The organism is Achromobacter sp. (assembly GCF_050285585.1).
Lineage (GTDB): Bacteria > Pseudomonadota > Gammaproteobacteria > Burkholderiales > Burkholderiaceae_B > Achromobacter.
Genome location: NZ_JBLZXF010000001.1, coordinates 624,330 through 641,038, shown reverse-complemented (window position 1 = coordinate 641,038; position 16,709 = coordinate 624,330). Strand labels below are relative to the sequence as shown.

General features: G+C 67.2%; 16 protein-coding genes. 2 read left to right on the top strand and 14 right to left on the bottom strand.

Annotated elements, in window-relative coordinates; genetic code table 11:
• Window positions 1-27: 27 nt before the first annotated feature.
• From ACN6PJ_RS02980 to ACN6PJ_RS02970, 3 genes are all read right to left on the bottom strand, one after another.
• Entirely contained in the window at window positions 28-1,902 is a 1,875-nt protein-coding gene (locus ACN6PJ_RS02980) for a sigma-54-dependent Fis family transcriptional regulator (RefSeq protein ID WP_427994407.1), read from the bottom strand.
• An 85-nt stretch (window positions 1,903-1,987) separates the two neighbouring features.
• Window positions 1,988-3,085, bottom strand: a complete 1,098-nt coding sequence (locus ACN6PJ_RS02975; RefSeq protein ID WP_427994406.1) for an LLM class flavin-dependent oxidoreductase — start codon at window positions 3,083-3,085, stop codon at window positions 1,988-1,990.
• A 60-nt stretch (window positions 3,086-3,145) separates the two neighbouring features.
• Window positions 3,146-3,664 (bottom strand): flavin reductase family protein, encoded by a 519-nt coding sequence (locus ACN6PJ_RS02970; protein ID WP_427994405.1) that lies wholly within the window; start codon window positions 3,662-3,664, stop codon window positions 3,146-3,148.
• A gap of 389 nt (window positions 3,665-4,053) precedes the next feature.
• Between ACN6PJ_RS02970 and ACN6PJ_RS02965 the strand changes: the two genes are divergently transcribed.
• Window positions 4,054-4,245, top strand: a complete 192-nt coding sequence (locus tag ACN6PJ_RS02965) for a hypothetical protein (protein WP_427994404.1) — start codon at window positions 4,054-4,056, stop codon at window positions 4,243-4,245.
• Window positions 4,246-4,321: 76 nt separating this feature from the next.
• On the opposite strand, the gene ACN6PJ_RS02960 is transcribed toward ACN6PJ_RS02965, so the two are convergent.
• Window positions 4,322-4,591 (bottom strand): H-NS histone family protein, encoded by a 270-nt coding sequence (locus ACN6PJ_RS02960; protein ID WP_427994403.1) that lies wholly within the window; start codon window positions 4,589-4,591, stop codon window positions 4,322-4,324.
• Window positions 4,592-4,683: 92 nt separating this feature from the next.
• On the opposite strand from ACN6PJ_RS02960, the gene ACN6PJ_RS02955 reads away from it, so the two are divergent.
• Entirely contained in the window at window positions 4,684-5,664 is a 981-nt protein-coding gene (locus ACN6PJ_RS02955; RefSeq protein WP_427994402.1) for a helix-turn-helix transcriptional regulator, read from the top strand.
• 20 nt (window positions 5,665-5,684) lie between these two features.
• Here ACN6PJ_RS02955 and ACN6PJ_RS02950 read toward each other — a convergent pair whose 3' ends face one another.
• The 10 genes from ACN6PJ_RS02950 to ACN6PJ_RS02905 all read right to left on the bottom strand — a co-directional run bounded on the left by ACN6PJ_RS02950 (window position 5,685) and on the right by ACN6PJ_RS02905 (window position 16,702).
• Window positions 5,685-6,668 carry a hypothetical protein gene (locus ACN6PJ_RS02950; protein WP_427994401.1) on the bottom strand — a complete coding sequence of 328 codons (984 nt, stop codon included), beginning with the start codon at window positions 6,666-6,668 and terminating at the stop codon, window positions 5,685-5,687.
• A gap of 9 nt (window positions 6,669-6,677) precedes the next feature.
• Window positions 6,678-7,460: a hypothetical protein gene (locus ACN6PJ_RS02945; protein WP_427994400.1), complete on the bottom strand. Its 783-nt coding sequence runs from the start codon at window positions 7,458-7,460 to the stop codon at window positions 6,678-6,680.
• Window positions 7,461-7,552: 92 nt separating this feature from the next.
• On the bottom strand, window positions 7,553-8,665 hold the full coding sequence (locus ACN6PJ_RS02940) for a BamA/TamA family outer membrane protein (RefSeq protein ID WP_427994399.1): 1,113 nt from the start codon (window positions 8,663-8,665) through the stop codon (window positions 7,553-7,555).
• A gap of 88 nt (window positions 8,666-8,753) precedes the next feature.
• Window positions 8,754-10,376 (bottom strand): arylsulfatase, encoded by a 1,623-nt coding sequence (locus ACN6PJ_RS02935; protein ID WP_427994398.1) that lies wholly within the window; start codon window positions 10,374-10,376, stop codon window positions 8,754-8,756.
• Between the two features lie 47 nt (window positions 10,377-10,423).
• On the bottom strand, window positions 10,424-11,452 hold the full coding sequence (locus ACN6PJ_RS02930) for an HAD family hydrolase (RefSeq protein WP_427994397.1): 1,029 nt from the start codon (window positions 11,450-11,452) through the stop codon (window positions 10,424-10,426).
• Window positions 11,452-12,795 carry a BatD family protein gene (locus tag ACN6PJ_RS02925; protein WP_427994396.1) on the bottom strand — a complete coding sequence of 448 codons (1,344 nt, stop codon included), beginning with the start codon at window positions 12,793-12,795 and terminating at the stop codon, window positions 11,452-11,454. Before ACN6PJ_RS02925 ends, ACN6PJ_RS02930 begins: the two co-directional genes overlap by 1 nt.
• A complete protein-coding gene (locus ACN6PJ_RS02920) occupies window positions 12,792-14,303 on the bottom strand; it encodes a vWA domain-containing protein (protein ID WP_427994395.1) in 1,512 nt (503 codons plus the stop codon). Before ACN6PJ_RS02920 ends, ACN6PJ_RS02925 begins: the two co-directional genes overlap by 4 nt.
• Entirely contained in the window at window positions 14,294-15,295 is a 1,002-nt protein-coding gene (locus ACN6PJ_RS02915; protein WP_427994394.1) for a vWA domain-containing protein, read from the bottom strand. The genes ACN6PJ_RS02920 and ACN6PJ_RS02915 overlap by 10 nt, the downstream gene beginning before the upstream one ends.
• Complete coding sequence (locus tag ACN6PJ_RS02910) at window positions 15,282-15,770, bottom strand: DUF4381 domain-containing protein (RefSeq protein WP_427994393.1); 489 nt, start codon at window positions 15,768-15,770, stop codon at window positions 15,282-15,284. The genes ACN6PJ_RS02915 and ACN6PJ_RS02910 overlap by 14 nt, the downstream gene beginning before the upstream one ends.
• The gene (locus ACN6PJ_RS02905) at window positions 15,767-16,702 is read right to left on the bottom strand and encodes a DUF58 domain-containing protein (protein ID WP_427994392.1); all 936 of its coding nucleotides are present in this window, start codon (window positions 16,700-16,702) and stop codon (window positions 15,767-15,769) included. Before ACN6PJ_RS02905 ends, ACN6PJ_RS02910 begins: the two co-directional genes overlap by 4 nt.
• Window positions 16,703-16,709: the final 7 nt, after the last annotated feature.

The window sequence follows — 16,709 nt, the reverse complement described above, 5'->3', positions numbered from 1 at the left end:
CGGGAGCCGTCGGGCGGGACCAAGGGATCAGTCGGGGCGATGGACTCCTTGCGCGCGCATCCGGCGATGCAGGGTCGAGCGTGAGATTCCCAGCCAATGAGCGGCTAGCGTGACATTCCATTCAAAGCGGGCCAACACGCCCGTCAGGTCCAACTCCGAACGCGCCTGCGGATTGGCTGCCCGGTTCCCGCCAGACCGGAAGGCGGGCGGCAAGCAGTCGAGTGACACCTCATCCGCATCGCAGAGCGCCAGCGCGTAGCGCGCCACATGGTGCAATTCACGAATGTTGCCTGGCCAGCCGTGGCGCAGCAGCGCGGCGCGTGCGGCCGCCGACAGGCGAGGGCAGGGCGTGTCCGCCGCCATCGCGGCCTCCCGGAATGCGTGATCGATCAACGCGTTGAGATCATCGCGCGATCGCAGCGGGGGCAGCCATACGGCCGCGCCCTGAATGCGGAAATGCAGGTCGGCGCGGAAAGTCTTGTCGCGCACCATGCCTTCGATGTCGCGGAAGCTGGCCGCGATCAGATTGAAATCCACCCGCACCGGTTGCGACGCGCCCACGGGAACGAATTCCTTGTCGGAGAGCACCTGGAGAAAGCGGCTCTGCAACGCCAGTGGCATGTCGCCGATCTCGTCCAGAAAGAGGGTGCCACCGTCCGCTTCGAGGATACGCCCGCGGGCGCCGGTCTTTGAGGCGCCGGTGAAGGCGCCGGCGCGATAGCCGAACAGTTCGCTCTCGATGAGTTCGGCCGGGATCGCGGCGCAATTGATCGAGACGAATGCGCCCGCGCGGCGTGGCCCGGCCTCATGAAGCGCGCGGGCCAAGGCCGACTTTCCCGAGCCGCTGTCTCCCTGCAGCAAAATGGGCAGCCCGCGGGCATAGAGCCGCTGCGCAATGCGCATCTGTTCCTGCGTGTCGGTATCGGCGCCCGCGATCTGGGCTATCGTTGGCGCCGCGCTCCGGCCCGCTGGAAATGGCGCCGGAGCCGTCGGCGCGCCGGTGGCCAACGGATAGGTGGACTGCCGGCGTTCCCGGTGGTCGATCTGGATGCTGAGCCGCCGGCCAGCGCGCTCGATGACGGGCGAATCGCTCTGCGCAATCCGAAGCAGGGCGTCGATTTCATTCATGCCCGGCAGGCGTTCGCCAAAGATGCGCGGGCCGGCGCCTAGCATCTCGAGGGTGAAGGGCGTGGCATCCAGCACGCGCCCGGCATCGTCCAGGGCAAGACGGCCTTCGCCGGCCGGATCGCAGAAATCACCAGTGGCCGAAAGGCGCACCAACACTCGGCCGGCGTGCCGCAAATCGAAGCTGCGATTCTCGATGCGGCGGGCCGACGCTTCCACCACGCGGCGCGCGATCTCATGCACCATGCGGTTCGAGGGCTGTAATGAGGTCACGTTCAGCACGGCGGCGAGTTCGCCGCGCTCGCCAAAGATCGGGGCGACGGTGCATGACAGTCCCGACAGCCGCTGGGCGAAATGGTCTTCCATCACCACGGACACGGGCATGCGCGTCTGAATGCACAAGCCGATGCCGTTCGTGCCCTGCGAAGACTCGGAAAACATCGCGCCGGGTTGAATCAACGCCGATCGGCAGACGTCGTCCAAGGCGGGGTCCGAGCGGACCAGCATGAGAGTCCCGCCGGCGTCTGCCAGCATCAGCAGCTGCACGTGGCTTCCGAGCTGGCCCAGCATTCGGGCGAGTTCGCCGTGCGCGAGCGTTTCCATGTTCTCGGTGGGCGCGCGGGCGGCATCGAGCTCTGCCTGCGTGAGCACATCGGGACGGGGCACGCGCTCAGGGGACAGACCGTAACGCTCGTAACACCGTTGCCATGAGTCGTGGATCAACGGCGCGGTGTCCATCGGGCGGGGCGGCGTCTGAGAGGAGACGAGGGCGCTCATGGCAAAACTCCGAAGAGAATTCGTCCGGATGAGTATAGAAGATGGCCCGGCAGGCGCCGCCCGCCGGGCCCGGGCCACGCATGCCTTAACGCGCGATAGCCTTGCGCACCGCCGGCATGACTTCCGACGCCAGCCGCGACATCGTCTCCCATTCCCAGGCGCGATTTGCGCCGGCCCCGTCCATGGACGCCATCAGCAAGCCATGGAATGGACCGACGTTCCGACGGAAGGACAACAGCTTGTCGGTCACGGCTTTCGGCGAACCGTAGATGACCATGCTCTCGATCAGGCTTTCCACCGTCACCGACTCGTCGGGCTGTTTCGGATCCGCCTTCATGACGGCGGTGTAGTTGGCGGATTTGAGGACACGCCAGAGATAGTCGAAGTAGTAATAGTTGCTGCCTTCCGGATTCATCACCCGGTCACGGGCCTCGGCGTCCGTCGGCGCGATGAGGATATTGCGCGAGACGCGCCAGTCTTCGCCGGTCGCCGGGCGGTTGGCCAGCTCGCAGCCCTCCTGATACTTCTGCCAATGGCTTCTGACCACATACTCCGGGCAAAAATTGGCGCTCATCGGGCCGAAACCGCGTTGCGCCGCCACTTTGACGCTGCCGGAGTACGGAGACATGGCCGTCATGGTGATTTCGGGATGCGGCCGCTGATAGGGCTTGGCAATATGGCCCACGCCGAGCTCGGGGATGACCATGTCCTTTAGCGAGATCTGCCAGTGCTTGCCCTGGATATCGTAGGGCGGATCCTGGCGCCACAATTGCAGGATCGTGTCGATCGCCTCCATCATGCGCTCGTTGCGGTATTCCCCGTCCAGGACCTTGAACAACTCCATGTCGCTTGCAAGGCCACCCGGCCCGATGCCGAACATGAGACGCCCGCGGCTCAAATGATCGAACAGAGCCACTTCGGCGGCGACGACGGCCGGATGGTGGTTCGGGAGCGCAATGACGCCGGTACCGAACTTGATGCGCTTGGTCCGGTGGATCAGCGAAGCGAGAAACATGAGTGGTGCCGATATCGGTTCCGTGCTGCAGGACATATGTTCGCCGACCCAGAATTCGTCGAAGCCCAGTTGGTCCGCGTACACGACCTTGTCGGCATCTTCTTCAAGCGTTTCGGCCATCGGGCGGCCGGGCGGGTGCAGAGGCATTGCGAACATGCCGAGTTTCATGACGACTCTCCTTGTTTTGCTTTAGGTATTTGGGCGGCCCGGGTGGCCGCCGTGGTGAAATCAAGCGCCGAGCATCGCCAGCGGAACACTGCGCCCGCCCAGCCAGACCAGCGGATGGTCTTCGGTCGCGGCGGGCGAGGGCAGCACCACCTCCAGAACCCGGGCGATGAAAAGCGTGTGCGTGCCGTAGGGCAGCGTTTGGTCGATCTCGGTGAACAGCACCGCGCGCGCGGCGGGCAGCCACGGGAGGTCTTTCCCGCCAACGCCGCGGACATCGCGCCAGTCAGGCTGGATGAACCGTTCTGCGCGCAGGTCGGAACGAGAAAAGGCATCCAGCAAGTGAGCCTGGTCCTTCGCCAGAAAATTGATGCAGAGCCGGCCGCTCATTTCCAGGACGGGATGGATGCCCGCCGCGCGGTTGACGGCAACCAGGACGGCCGGCGGATCGACGGTGACCGAAATCACCGCGGAAGCGGCCATCCCGTGCGGCGTTCCTTCCGCATCGCGGCTGGTGATCAGGGCGACCGTGGATGGCACATTGCGCATGGCCTCCTTGAGGCCAGGAATGGGCATGTTCATGAAGACTGTCTCCTTGTACCTTCCCACTCGGTTGGCGGGATGTGTACGAACGGAGATGCAAAGACCGTGCCAGCCAGATCCGCCCGGGGCGAACGCAGGAACGGAGGCGCAAAAGATGTGTCACGCGACACAGGATTGCGACACTGTCCGTGCCATTGCGTCATAACGAAGACGCCGGGCATCTTCAATTCGGCGGCGCCGGAGCGGGGTCCCGTGCTTCATGGCCGGGATGATCCCGCCGGCTGCTTATAGCCCGGTCGCCTTGATATCCAAAATACGCATAATGTGTATTATGTAAAGTAAAGGATTTCGGTTTCTAAAGTTCCCCCGCTTCCTGTCGTTGACACGGTATCGCGCTTCACCCCCCCAGACTCCAAGACCTCATCGATATGAAGCATCAATTCCATTCCGGCAGTGCCGCGTCCGTCAAACGTGCCGTGGTCTGCGCCGTGCTAGTGGCAACCGGCGCGCTTCTCTCGGGCTGCAAAGACGAATCGTCCTCGACGCAGGACCAGGCAGCGCTCGACAAGCACAACGCCGAGATTGCCCGCAAGAATGAGGTCCGCAACCAGATCAAGTAGCTGGACCCTGCCGGCATGGGCCGGCGCGCCCATCGCCCGCGGTGCGCTGGCGATTCCGAGGAAACCAGGGTCCCGCCTATTCCACGAGGAATCGGTTGCGGTCCTCGCCCCGGATCCAGTTCGGCGGCCGCCCCAGGCCGTTCCAGGTCTGCCCCGTTTCCGGGTGGCGGTATCGCACCAGGTCGGAAAGATCGGGGCCGAACAATTGTTCCTGCGTGATGCCGTGCTCCCGGATCTTGCGGCGCATATCGATCACCAACCGCTGCAATTCCTGGCGGCGCAAGCGCTCGGCCTCCTGTTCGAGGCAGCGTTTGCGCGCCTTGACCTGCCGGTTGTTTTCCGTCATAAATCAACCCAGGCTAGAGTGGTTGCGATAAGAAAATAGCCCCTAGGCTTGCCCGCGCGCTATCCGAAAAGCGAAATCTCCGGGAGTTTGCAATGCCGGTTCAGCCCGTCTATTTGCAGCACCTCTATTCGGGGCTCGAACCTTTGCAGGCCTTCGATGTGGTGTATGGAGGCAGCTTCGAGCACCGTCTCGTGTCGTCCAGGCTCGCGACGATGGAGCATCAGCGGCTCGTCCTCGGCGACGTCCGGCTCGAAACCGGGCGCTATGCGTTTCCCGTCATCGCCCACGGCACCATGCCGAGGGATGGCATCTGCATAGGATTCATGGCCGAGGGCGGCGAACTGACTCGATGCAACACTGCCGCGATCAACGCCGAAGAGATACAGATCTACCCTGCCGGCATGGAACTCCTGTACCACGCCAGGGGCGACTCGCGCTGGGTGAACTTCGCCGCGCCGGAAGCACGCATTCAGGAGGTCGCGATCGCGCGCACGGGCCGGCCCCTGCGGTTGCGCAGGCACGCCTTCCATTCCATACGCCTGCGCCCCGGAGGGCGCCTCGGCCTCACTGCGCTCACCAGCGATGCGCTGAAACTTGCGCGGCGTCTCCAGGCGGACGGCGGCATGGCGCCGGAACTCGCCCGGGAAGTCTGCGCATCCCTGTTGGCGGGCTATGTCGACGCGCTCTGCTCGGCAGGTCCGGCAGGCAAGCCGGAGAAGATGGCGGTCGAACAGCGCCATTACCATCTGATCGCCGCTTGCGAACGGTTGGTCCTGTCGGGCGAGGCGATCGATATTGCGCTCAGCGACGTGGCCCGGCGCAGCGGCTACACCTTGCGTTCGCTTGAAATGATCTTTCGCCGCAGCGTGGGAATGCCCCCGGGGCGCTGGTTCATGACGGCGCGGCTGAACGGCGCGCTGCGCGATTTCCTGACTTGCCGTCCCGGCTCCACGGTTTCCGAGATCGCAATGAAATGGGGGTTTCGGCATATGTCGCGGTTTTCCGCGTACTACCGGAAAACGTTCGGCGAATTGCCGAGCGATACGCTGGCCCGCGCGGGGGCCCGCCATTGACGGGACGGATGCGCCGGCCATCAAAAGCTCACCGCCAGCCCCACCGAGAAGCCGGACACATTGTTGCCGAAGACATAGCGCCCCACCAGGCGGGTCCGGGTGATGAATACGTTGTAGGCGCTTGAATCCAGCTCCAGGCCCGCGCCCACGGACGTCAGGCGGTCGAAACCGAGTATCCCCTTCTGGTCGCCCAGGAATTCGGAGTGTGTCAGCTCCAGCACGTAGCGCAGCGGCCGCTGCAGCATGACGATGCCGGTGGGCGCGCGATAGCGGGCCCACAGATTGGCCGACTGGGCGACCGCATTGCCGCTTACCGCCGCCGAGCTGTCGAAACTCTGGAGGCGGATGTCGGAATAGCGCAGTTCCACATCCACCTCGTAGCCCGGCCGGTAGTGTTCATAGTCCAGCATGATCGAACCGCCCAGCCCGTACGCATTGAGCGAGCCGCGGTCCAGGAAGTCGATGTCCTTGCCGGTGCGCTGCCCCACGTACCAGCTGGCCGCGCGCAGATCGCTCGTGACATTGCCCAGCGCGAAGTTGAAGATGGGGCGCAGCTTGAGTTCGTCGGTCAGCTTGAAGTCCCAGCCGATGCCGCCCGTGGCTGAAACACTATTCCATTTGGTCGGTATGCGCCGCGTTTCCGCACCTTGCGTGGCGACGAAGGTCGGGTCGTAGCGGCTGCCCGCCAGCACGCCCTCCAGGTAGATCGGGACGGAATCGGAGATCGTGTCGCCGCCTCCCAGCTGGGTCATGAAAAACTCGGTCGACCCCGTGGTCGATCCGCCGCCGCCGCCGATGTTCAGCGAGCTCGTCGTGATGTCGGGAACGATCGAAAACGACATCAGCGCCAGCACGCCGTTGGCGCGCTTTTGCAGGTCGTCCTTGCTGAGCCTGATGCCTTGCTGGCCCCAGGCCACGGACGGCGCCGCGCAGGCAGCGGCCAGCGCCCATGCGCCCATGCGTGCGGACGCCCTCTTCCTGAACCCCACGACTCTCGTTTCCATAGGGACCTCCTAGTTGCCCCCGCCAACCGGGTCAACCATGGATTGCCGCTGGGAGACCAGCAAGGCATCGCTCTGGTCGATGCGTATCGTTCCGATCCGCGGGAACTCGAAGTCGACGATGATATAGAGGGCCGCGGTCATGACGATGGCATATACGACCTGGTGCAGCATGGTGTTGCGCCGGGACGAGGCCAGGTTCAAGCCGACCAGGCCGGCCGCGACCAGGGTCAGGAAACCCAGAAAGACGTAGGCCGCGATGGGAGGATGCACCTTTTGCGCGACGCTCTGGGCGGAGGCGACGTCGAACATCTCGTTGACCGCGCCCACGTACGACGCGGCGAAAGGCGGCACGCTGATGCGCGCGGCCTGCATCGACGTGGCCCAGATCTCCTTTTGCAGCGCTCCGACATGGGCGGCGATCGCGTCGCGCCGTTCCAGGTCCGCCACGTTGCGGTAGTAGTTGATGCGCTCGTCCACATAGCGGCGGAACTGGTCGCGCAGGCGCGGCTGGATGCCCGCTTCCACCATGTCTATGCGCAGCCACGCGGTTCCGATGGCGTTGACTTCCTGGACCAGCAGATCGCGGCGCTCCGCCATGCGCTGGGCCGCGCCGGAGAAGGTGAAGGCCACCAGCAGGCCCAGCAGCGCGAAAACCGAGCCCTCGATGACCGCGGCTCCCGAGCCGCTCTTTTCGTCGGCATTCCGCCCCAGCCATTTCCCCGCCTGCATGGCCATCAGCAATAGCAAGAAGAACGCGACGGCCAGTCCCGCAAGAAGAAGGGAGTAATTCATTTGGTCACCCTATGCATCGTTATCGCCAATGGAGAACTTCGGGCACGCGCAAACGCTCGTCGAGCCGGGCGGCGGCCGGGGCAAGCCGTCATTCATCGCCAGGCGCTCCCGATCTGAATGTAGAAGGCGTTCTGGTCCCTGCTGTGGGCGACGTCCACGCCCACGGCCAAGCCCAGCTTGCGGGCGATCAGGTACCGGAAGCCCGCGCCCACGCTGACGACGTTCGTCGCTTCGGAAAACGAATTCCACTTTCCATACGCCTTGCCCACTCCGCTGAATCCCAATATGGACCAGCGCGGCGTGGCATGCCAGCGCAGCTCGGCTTCCAGCGTCAGCGCATCGCGGTCCTGGTAACGGCCCCGCGATACGCCGCGCAGGTCGACGTAGGGCTGCGCATAGAACGGCACCGTGCCGCGGGTGAACTGGCCGTCGCCGCGCAAGCCCAGCGTCCAGCGGGGCGCGACCGGCTGCCAGGTGTAGCCGCGCGCGCGGTAATTCTCGAAAGACTGGTCGCTGCCCAGCCAGCTGCGCGAGAACTGCGCCTCCAGTTCGGCATAGGTGCCGCGGTTGGGGTAGAACATGTTGTCGCGCGTGTCGTAATCGAGCACCAGCCCGGCCTTGCCGATGCGCCCGGCCATTTCCGCCTGCGACAGTTCGCTCGCGGTGGCGCCCGTGAACCGGGTGTTCGAGCGGAAGTACGTGTAGCGCGGGCCGGCATACCAGGGGCTGTCGGCAATCCGCGCAAGGAGCTGCTGGACCAGGAAAGTGCCCTTCACCTCGTAGCTGCGCCCGTGATTGAAGGCGCCGTAGTACTCGAGGTTCGCGCGCCCCTGCGCCAGGGCGCCGAGATAGCGGTAGCGGTCGGCGTCCCAACTGCGGAAATGGAAAAGCGCGCCGCCCCGCGTGCCATTGTCGGTGGCCAGGCCGCCAAGGCCCGTGATGTTGGGCGGAGCCTTGCGCTCGTCCGATGCCGGGCGCTGCCGATCGGCGCCGGCATCGGGCTCGGAAAAATACAGCAGCATGAGCCCTCCGCCGTATCCCACGGCGGGCTCCGTAATGATCACCGGCACCGGCAAGGCGCCCTGGTGCTTGAGCAGGAAGTCGCTGGTGTCGAAGTCGCCATCGTCGCCGTCGGTGAACGAAAGCGGCTCGCCCCGCGCCAGGCCATGCGCCAGCAGGCCGCTCAGTACCATGACCAAGGCCATTCGTATCATCTCGGATCGAGGCTCTCGTTGGCTGGACGCTATCGGCCGGGCGCGAGCTGCGCCCGCGTACCGGCCGTTGCCCCCTTCCCTACTTGCCCTGTTTTTTCGACGATTCCTCGAAGTGCTTTTCGATGGCGCGATCGACCTCCGCCTGGACCTGGTCCACGCTGAACGAGGCGGGACGCTGGCTGGGCGGGTAGTCGATGAACGTTTGCAGGAACTGCGCCGCCTTCATGGAGGCGATAAGCACCAGGTAGTCATTCTTGACGAGCCAATCGTAGTACTGGTCGGACACCACGTCGGCGCGTTCATAGGGGTCCATTCTCAGGTTGAACAGCTTGGGCACGCGCAGGCATACGAACGGATCCTTCCATACCGCGAAGCCGCCCGGGGATTGCTGTTCGCAAAAGACCGCCTTCCAGTCCTTGTATCGCATCGCGACCAGCATTCCGTCGTCGTTGAAGTAATAGAAGTCCTCACGCGCGCTTTCGGGCGTCTTGCCCGTCAGATAGTCGAGCTGGTTGTAGCCATCCAGATGGACCTTGTAGCTCTTGCTTGCGCCATTGGGCGTCCATCCTTTCAGCAAGCGCTCCTTGACGTCCGCGTCGCCCACGGCGGCGAGCAGCGTGGGGAACCAGTCCAGGCCGGAGACTATGCCCGTCTTCACTTCACCGGCGGGAATATGGCCGGGCCAGCGGATCATGGCCGGCACGCGGTATGCCCCCTCCCAGTTGGAGTTCTTCTCGTTGCGGAACGCCGTGGTCGCCGCGTCCGGCCAACTGAACTGATTGGGCCCGTTGTCGGTGGTGTAGATGACGATGGTGTTGTCGGCGATGCCCAGATCGTCCAGCTTCTTCAGCAATTTGCCCACGTCCTGGTCATGTTCCCACATGCCGTCGGCGTAGTCATTGCCCCGCATTCCGCTCTTGCCCTGGTGCTCGGGACGGATATGGGTGAACACGTGCATGCGGGTGGTGTTCATCCACAGGAAGAACGGCTTGTCCCCCTTGCCGTGCTTGTCCAGGTAATCGAGCGCCGCGCCCACCGTTTCGTCGTCGATGGTCTCCATGCGCTTGGCCGTCAGGGCCCCGGTGTCCTGGATCTTGCCGTCCGCGCTGGCCTTGATCACGCCGCGCGGCTGGTAGCTCTTGATGATGGGGTCGGTCGAGTCCTTGGGCCAGTACGGGCGCTCCGGCTCTTCCTCGGCGTTCAGGTGGTACAGGTTGCCGAAGAACTCATCGAAGCCATGTTTGGTGGGCAGGTACTCGTCGCGATCCCCAAGGTGGTTCTTGCCGAACTGGGCCGTCAGATAGCCGTGGGCTTTCAAGGCCTGCGCAATCGTGATGTCGCGGTCCTGCAGGCCGACCGGCGCGCCGGGCATGCCGACCTTCGAAAGCCCGGTGCGGCGCGGGACCTGGCCGGTGATGAAGGTGGACCTGCCCGCCGTGCAGCTGTTTTCCGCGTAGTAGTCGGTGAAAGTGAGCCCTTCGTTGGCGATCCGGTCGATGTTCGGCGTCTTGTAGCCGACTACCCCCTTGGTATAGGTACTGATGTTCGCCTGACCGATGTCGTCGCCGAATATGACGAGAATGTTGGGCTTCTTCCCGGATTCCTGGGCCTTGGCCGGCGCGCCCTGGGCATGCGCCCCGGCCATCAGCGCCAGGCTGCCGGCGGCCATCAGCGCCGCGCCTAGCCATCGTGTTGCTTTCATTGCCGCTCTCCTTGCCCGCGAACGGGCCGCTGGGTCAACAGAAACCATCAAGGCTGGTCGAATTCGTAGATCCGCTTCCATTCTTTCTCCATGTCGACGACCGTCCATCCCTTGCCGCGCGCCTCGTCCAGGGCCTTGTCCAGGCGTCCGATGCGGGATTCCCGGTCATAGGCCCATTCGCGCTTGGCGTCGGTGTGATGGACGAGGCCGGCGAACCGCCTGCCCGGCCCCGCCGCGGTCCACTGGAGCATCTGCAGATCGCCGTCGGAATTGCCGAATGCGAGGATCGGGCGGCGTCCGATATAGCGCTGGATCGCCACGGGCTTGCCCGGGCCGTCGTCGTTGAATTCCAGCTTGGGCTGGCGCATGAGCTGGAAGGTGCCGCCTTGGTCCTGGAACTCGGTGGTGAAACCGCTGCCGATGACCTGTTCCGGCGGAATGCCGTAGGCCGCCTCCGTCCACGGACGCATGAACTCCGTCTCGCCGCCCGAAACGATGTAGGTCTTGAAACCCCGGGCGCGCAGGTAATCCAGCAATTCGCGCATGGGCGCAAAGGTCATGCTGGTGTAGGGCTTGCCGGTGCGCGGATGGCGCGCGGTCCGCAGCCAACCGTCTACGCGCGTCGAGAACTGGTCCACGGTCATTCCGGTATGGGTGGCGACGACGATCTCCATCAGCCCGCGTTCGCCCGATTGGGCCAGCGCGGCCTTGTCGCCCTCCAGCACTGCCTTGAACGGCTGCCGGCGGTTCCATTCGGGATGGGATGGCGCCTGGGCGCGGACCTCGTCCAGCGCGAACATGAACTGGAAATACATGGGCTGCTCGCTCCAGAGCGTGCCGTCGTTGTCGAAGACCGCGATGCGGGCATCGGGCGCGACGAAGTCCGGGCTGCCCGGCTCGGTCACCGCCTGGACGAATTCAACGATGGCGCTGCGCGAGGGCCCGTCCGCCCACGACGGCAGGTCGGCGCGGGTCTGGGACGCGGGCGCCGCGCAGCCCGCCAGCAGGCATAACGCGCACAGCCACGCCCACGCGAGCCAGCGCCGCATCGGTTCGGTGTCATTGAAACGCCGCATCAGCTTCTCCCCACGCGCGCATTGCGCCCTGCTTGGTCCACGGGATTCAGTTCGGCCCGCAAGGCGGCCGGGGGCGCAGAGCGCCTGCGCCAGGCCTTTCGCCATGCGCGGCTGCGGGCGGCGAGCCGCGCGCGCCAATCCGCATTTCCCTCCCCCGCGCCGTAGACCCGCCGCAGCGTGCTTTCCGCGAGCTGACGGTCCGCCTCGTCCATTGGCGCCAGCGCCTCGCGCAGCGCCACCGCCCCGCTGCCGCGCCGGATCCATCGATAGAAATCACTCAACACCGGCTTCGCGCCATGCGCCTCGCGGCGCCACGCGAACCAATAATGGGGTTCGCTGGCCCGCCACCGGGCCCGGCCGGCCCTGGCGGCGGCGCCCATGGCCCGAGCCAGCCGCATCCACCATGCCCACCCCAGCCATAGCGCGAAACCCGCCGCCGTCGCGGCGACGATCGCCGGCACGGCCCAGGGCGGCAGGACCCAGCGCAAGCCATGCCGAAGCCGGGCCAGATCGTCGGCCAGCGAGAAAGGCGGCGCGGCCTGCGCGGCGGCGGCCACATCGATCCGGCGGCCGGGCAGCGTCTTGCTTTGGAGCGCTCCGCCGGGGCCATCGGTCCAGTTCAGGATCAGGGGCGGCAGCTCATAGCTGCCGGCCTCTTGCGCGATGTAGTCGGCGCGGTCGATGCGCTGGCCGCCCAGGAAGCCGCCGCGCCCGTCGGTCAGCGTGACCACTTCGGGTTCCCGCGGGTAACGCTTGAAGTGCGGCACGTCCGCAAGCGGCGCCGGCGGCAATAGCATCGCCTGCACGCCGTCGGCCCGCTGGGTCACGCTGCGGGTGATGCGGCCGCCCTGCACCATCGGGTCCGGCGCCAGGGTGAACGACTGCGTCACGGTCAGGTCTCCGACGACCTTGCCGGGCTGGGCCGCTCCCGTGAACTCGATGGACAAGGGCGCGCTTTCGGCCGTCACCGGCGCGCCGCCCGGGCCCAGCCGCGCGGTCACGGCCAGGGCGGGTATCCGCAGCGTGCCAGCCGACTGCGCGCTCAGCAGATAGGTGTAGCGCAGACCGCTGAAGGCCTGGCCGTCCTGGTTGCCGCGCACCAGCTCGGCTTCGCCCGAAGGCGGAGTCACCAGCACGCCGGGCAGGTCCAGCGCGGGCAACCGAGGGGGCTGCGTGAACCATGTGGAAGTCATCACTTCCAGTTGCAGGCGGACCGTTGCGCCGGTCTGTCCTTGCGCGGGGGCCTTGGCGGTCACGCGCAGCACCGGCGCCTCCTGCGCGTACAGCGGGGCCATCAGCGCCATGGAGAGCAGCAGGCTCCAGCGGCGGATCCGTCGCATCATGGCCGTCCCCCCGCATCCTGGACCGCGAACTTGCCGCGCAGAAAGCGCGCGGGCGACAGGCTGAGATTGCGCAGCCAGACGTCTTCCGACGCGGCCCGGGGGACCTGCACTTTCGCAAGCTGGCCCGCCTGGGCGGTCTTGTCGGCGACGGTGCGATCCGGCGGCTCGCCCTGGTCGCCCTGCTGCTCCTGGCTCATCGCCGCCAGCAGCCGAGTGACGATTCCGCGATTCACCGCCGCGGGCTGCCATCCCGGCCTCAGGGCCAGGGCGCGATCGTAGGCCGAGAGCGCCGCGTCGTAGCGATGCAAGCGGACCTGCGTGTTGCCGATATAGAAATAGGCCTCGGGGCTGGTCTGCCGGGAGAACGCGGTCAGGGCGGCGGGATAGTCGCCGGCCGCGTAGGCCGCCCGTCCCTTCCAGTAGGGATCCTGGAAAAGGTCCGCCGCCGCGCCGAAGTCGCCGCGCTCGAATGCCAGCCGCCCCTGCTGGTCGGGCGTGAAAAAAGCATCCGCCAGACCGCTTGCGCGGGCCTCGTGGGGGGCCGCGAAAGCGAAGACGCCCGCCACCAGGCAGGCCTGCCACGCCACGCGCCAGCCGCGCCGCAGGGCCAGCAGCGCCAGAAGCGCCAATGGCCAGCACAGCCAGTACCCCGCGTCCTTCCAGTGCGGCGCCCCGCCCTTGGAGTCCTGCACGGATTCGAAGTGCTGTTGCGCATGCAGGACGATCCAATCCAGGTCGTCCGGGGTGGCAGTCAGGCTGCCCAGCGGCGCGCCCGCCGCGCGCGCCAGGTCGCGCAAGGCCGGCACGTCCACGCCTCCGGCTTCCCCGCCCTTCCCCACGGCCATGATGAGAATCTGCAGATCGCGGGCGGCTTGCGCCCGCGCCCGCACCTTGTCCGGGGCGGGCGCGCCATCGGTCATGAGCAGCAGCGTGCCGCCCGCGCGCTCGGCCGCCAGCACCTGCGCGGCCAGATCGATGGCGCCGGCTGCGTCTCGGCCGTCGCGGTCGATCAGGTCGGTGGACAGGGCCTGGACGAAGAGGTCCAGCAGATCGTGGTCATCGGTGGGCGGCAGCACGAGGTGGCTGCTGCCGGCATAGGCGATCAGGCCCGTTTTCGCGCCGGCGCGCCGCGCGGCCAGATCTCGCACCGTCCGCTTGGCGGCCTCCAGCCGCGACGGCGGCACATCGGTGGCGTCCATGGTGCGCGACAGGTCCACGGCAACCACCAGCGGCGCCACGTTGTCGAGGAAGTCGGGCTCGTCCCGTTGCCAGGCCGGCCCCGCCGCGGCCACCGAGCCCAGCGCGAGCAGCAGCGCGGCCGTGTCCAGCGGCCGGGGGCCTCGGGAGCCCGCAGTATGGAGGATCAGGTACGGCAGTAACGCCGGGGCGATCCCGCTGTCCCGGCCGAGCGCGCCGCGCTGCGCGCGGCCCGCCGCCCACAGGGCGATGGCAAGCGCGACGCCGAGCAGGAACCATGGCCGCAGGAAGTGGAAGTCGCTCAGGTCCACGAGGCCCCCTCCCTGCCCTCTCCTGTTCCCAGTCGCGACCGCAGCGCCGCGATCGCGTGCCAGAGGCCCAGCAAGGCCAGCGCGGCCGCCAGCGGAACCCAGAAATACTCGCGCGCGGGCTGGTGGCTCAGGGTCTTCACCTCCTGCGGCGTCAGGCGATCCAGGGTGCTGTAGACCTCCTGCAGCGCGGCGAGGTCGCCGGCGCGGAAGAAGCGCCCGCCCGTGGCGCGCGCGATGGATTGCAGCGCGCCGAAGTCCACGCGGTCCTCGCCGCCGGCCTGGGGATCGCCGATGCCGATCGTGTGCACCACGATGCGGTGTTCCGAGGCTAGCCGGGCCGCGCGCGTCGGCGGCACCGCGCTGCCGGTATCGTTGCCGTCCGTCAGCAGGATCATCACCTTGTCACGCTCCTTGGCGGCGTCCAGCATGCGGATGCCCAGCCCTATCGCGTCGCCGATGGCGGTATTCGGCCCGGCCATGCCTACGGCGGTCTGGTCCAGCAACAGGCTCAGCGTCGCGTGGTCCCGCGTCAGCGGGGCCTGCGGATAGGCTCCCGCGCCGAACACGATCAGTCCCAGGCGGTCGCCGCCGCGCTTGGCGATGAAGTCGGCCACCACCGCCCGGACGGCTTGCCAGCGCGTTGCGGGCCTGCCCTGGGCGTCGCGGAAATCGACGCTGTCCATGGACTGCGAGATGTCGACGGCCAGCAGGATGTCGCGCACGGGCTCGGTATGGGTCAATGGCGGTTCGATCCATTGCGGCCGGGCCAGCGCCAGCAGCAATAGCAGCCATACCGCGACGTTCAGCCACAACTGCCCGCGGCTGGCCTGCACGCCGGGGCGCGAGGGGGATTTGCCCGTCAGCCTGGCCATGGTCTCGAAAAACGGTGTGCGCAGCGCGCTGCGCGCCTGCACGTAGGGAGGCAGCCACCGATAGGCCGCCCAGGCCAGGGGCGCGGCGGCCAGCAGCCAGGGATATTCAAGCCGCCACATGGTGCCGCTCCATCCACTGGCGGCTGGCGGCCAGCAGCCGGCGCAGGTCCGACGGATCCAGCGCGCGCACCGAGGCGTCCGGCGCATAGGCCAGCGTTTCAAGCAGACGGGCGCCATCGTCGGGCAAAGGCGGCCCGCAACGCGCCAGCCAGGCCGCCCAGGCGTCGCCCGCCAGCGGCGCGGCCGCGCCGGAGGGCTGCGCCGCCAGCGCGGCGCGCTTGAGCAATGCGGGCAGGCCGCGCGCGGCCTGCGGATCCGAGGCGGCCGCGGCTTCGAGCCGCGCCAGTTCGGACAGCGCCTCGCGCCGATAGCGGTTCCGGTGCCAGCGCCGCCATGCGCGCGTGGCCAGCCAAGCCGCCGCGACCGTCAAGAGCAGGCCGAGCGCCGCCCAGCCCCAGGTCTGCGGCCAGTAGGAGACCGGCTCGGGCAAAGGCAGTTCGCGCAACTGGTCCAGGCCTGGCGGTTGGGCGCTCATGTCCGCCCTCCCGGCACCTGCCGGCCCAGCTCACGGCGCAATTGCATCAGTTCATCCTGCGCCGTGTCTACGCTCAGCAGGGGCACGCGGCTGCGCCGCAGCACCTCGGCCACTTCGCGCAGCCGGCCGCTGAAGAAATCGGCCAGCGGCTGGCGTTCGCGCCGCCGTCCCACGGCGATTTCCAGGTGGAGTTCGCCCTGGGTGACCACCAGGCGGCCCCGGCTGGGAATGTTCTGCGCCATGGGATCGAACACCAGCACGGCGACGACGTCGTTGTGCGCGGCCAGCAGGCGCAGGCCGCGCAGCGTGTCGTCGTCGGCGCCCGAGAAATCGCTGATGATGCATACCAGGCAATCGTGCGGCGCCTGCGCCAGGGCGGCGCGCAGCGCGGCGTTCAGGCCTTGCGGCCGCGGCCGCTCCGGCCGCTGCGCCGACAGGCCCTGATTGGCCCGGACGACCTCGGCAAGATAGGCCCGCACCCGGTCGCGGCTGCGCAATGGCTTGAAGCTGCGCTGGCCGTCGTCGTCGAACACGATGCCGCCGACGCGGTCGCCCGCAAGATAGGCCATCCAGGCGGCGGTCGCGGCGAGTCTTGCCCCGACCGCGCATTTGAACGCCCGCACGGATCCGAAGTACATGCTCATGCGTTGATCGGCCAGCACCAGCGCGGGGCGGTCGCGCTCTTCCGTATAGGAGCGCACGTAAGGCTTGCCGTAGCGCAGCGACGCCCGCAGGTCCAGTTGCCGCAGGTCGTCGCCGGGCACGTAGCGGCGCAGTTCGGCGAAATCCAGCCCCCGGCCCCGAAGCCGCGAACCGTGCAGGCCCGCAAGCACGCTGCCCAAGGGCTGGCGCGCGTGAAACGACAGGCCGGCCACGGCGGCCTCCAGGGCCATGAGTTCGGCGAGCGGGGGGTGGACGGGATGCGGCTGCATGGACGCG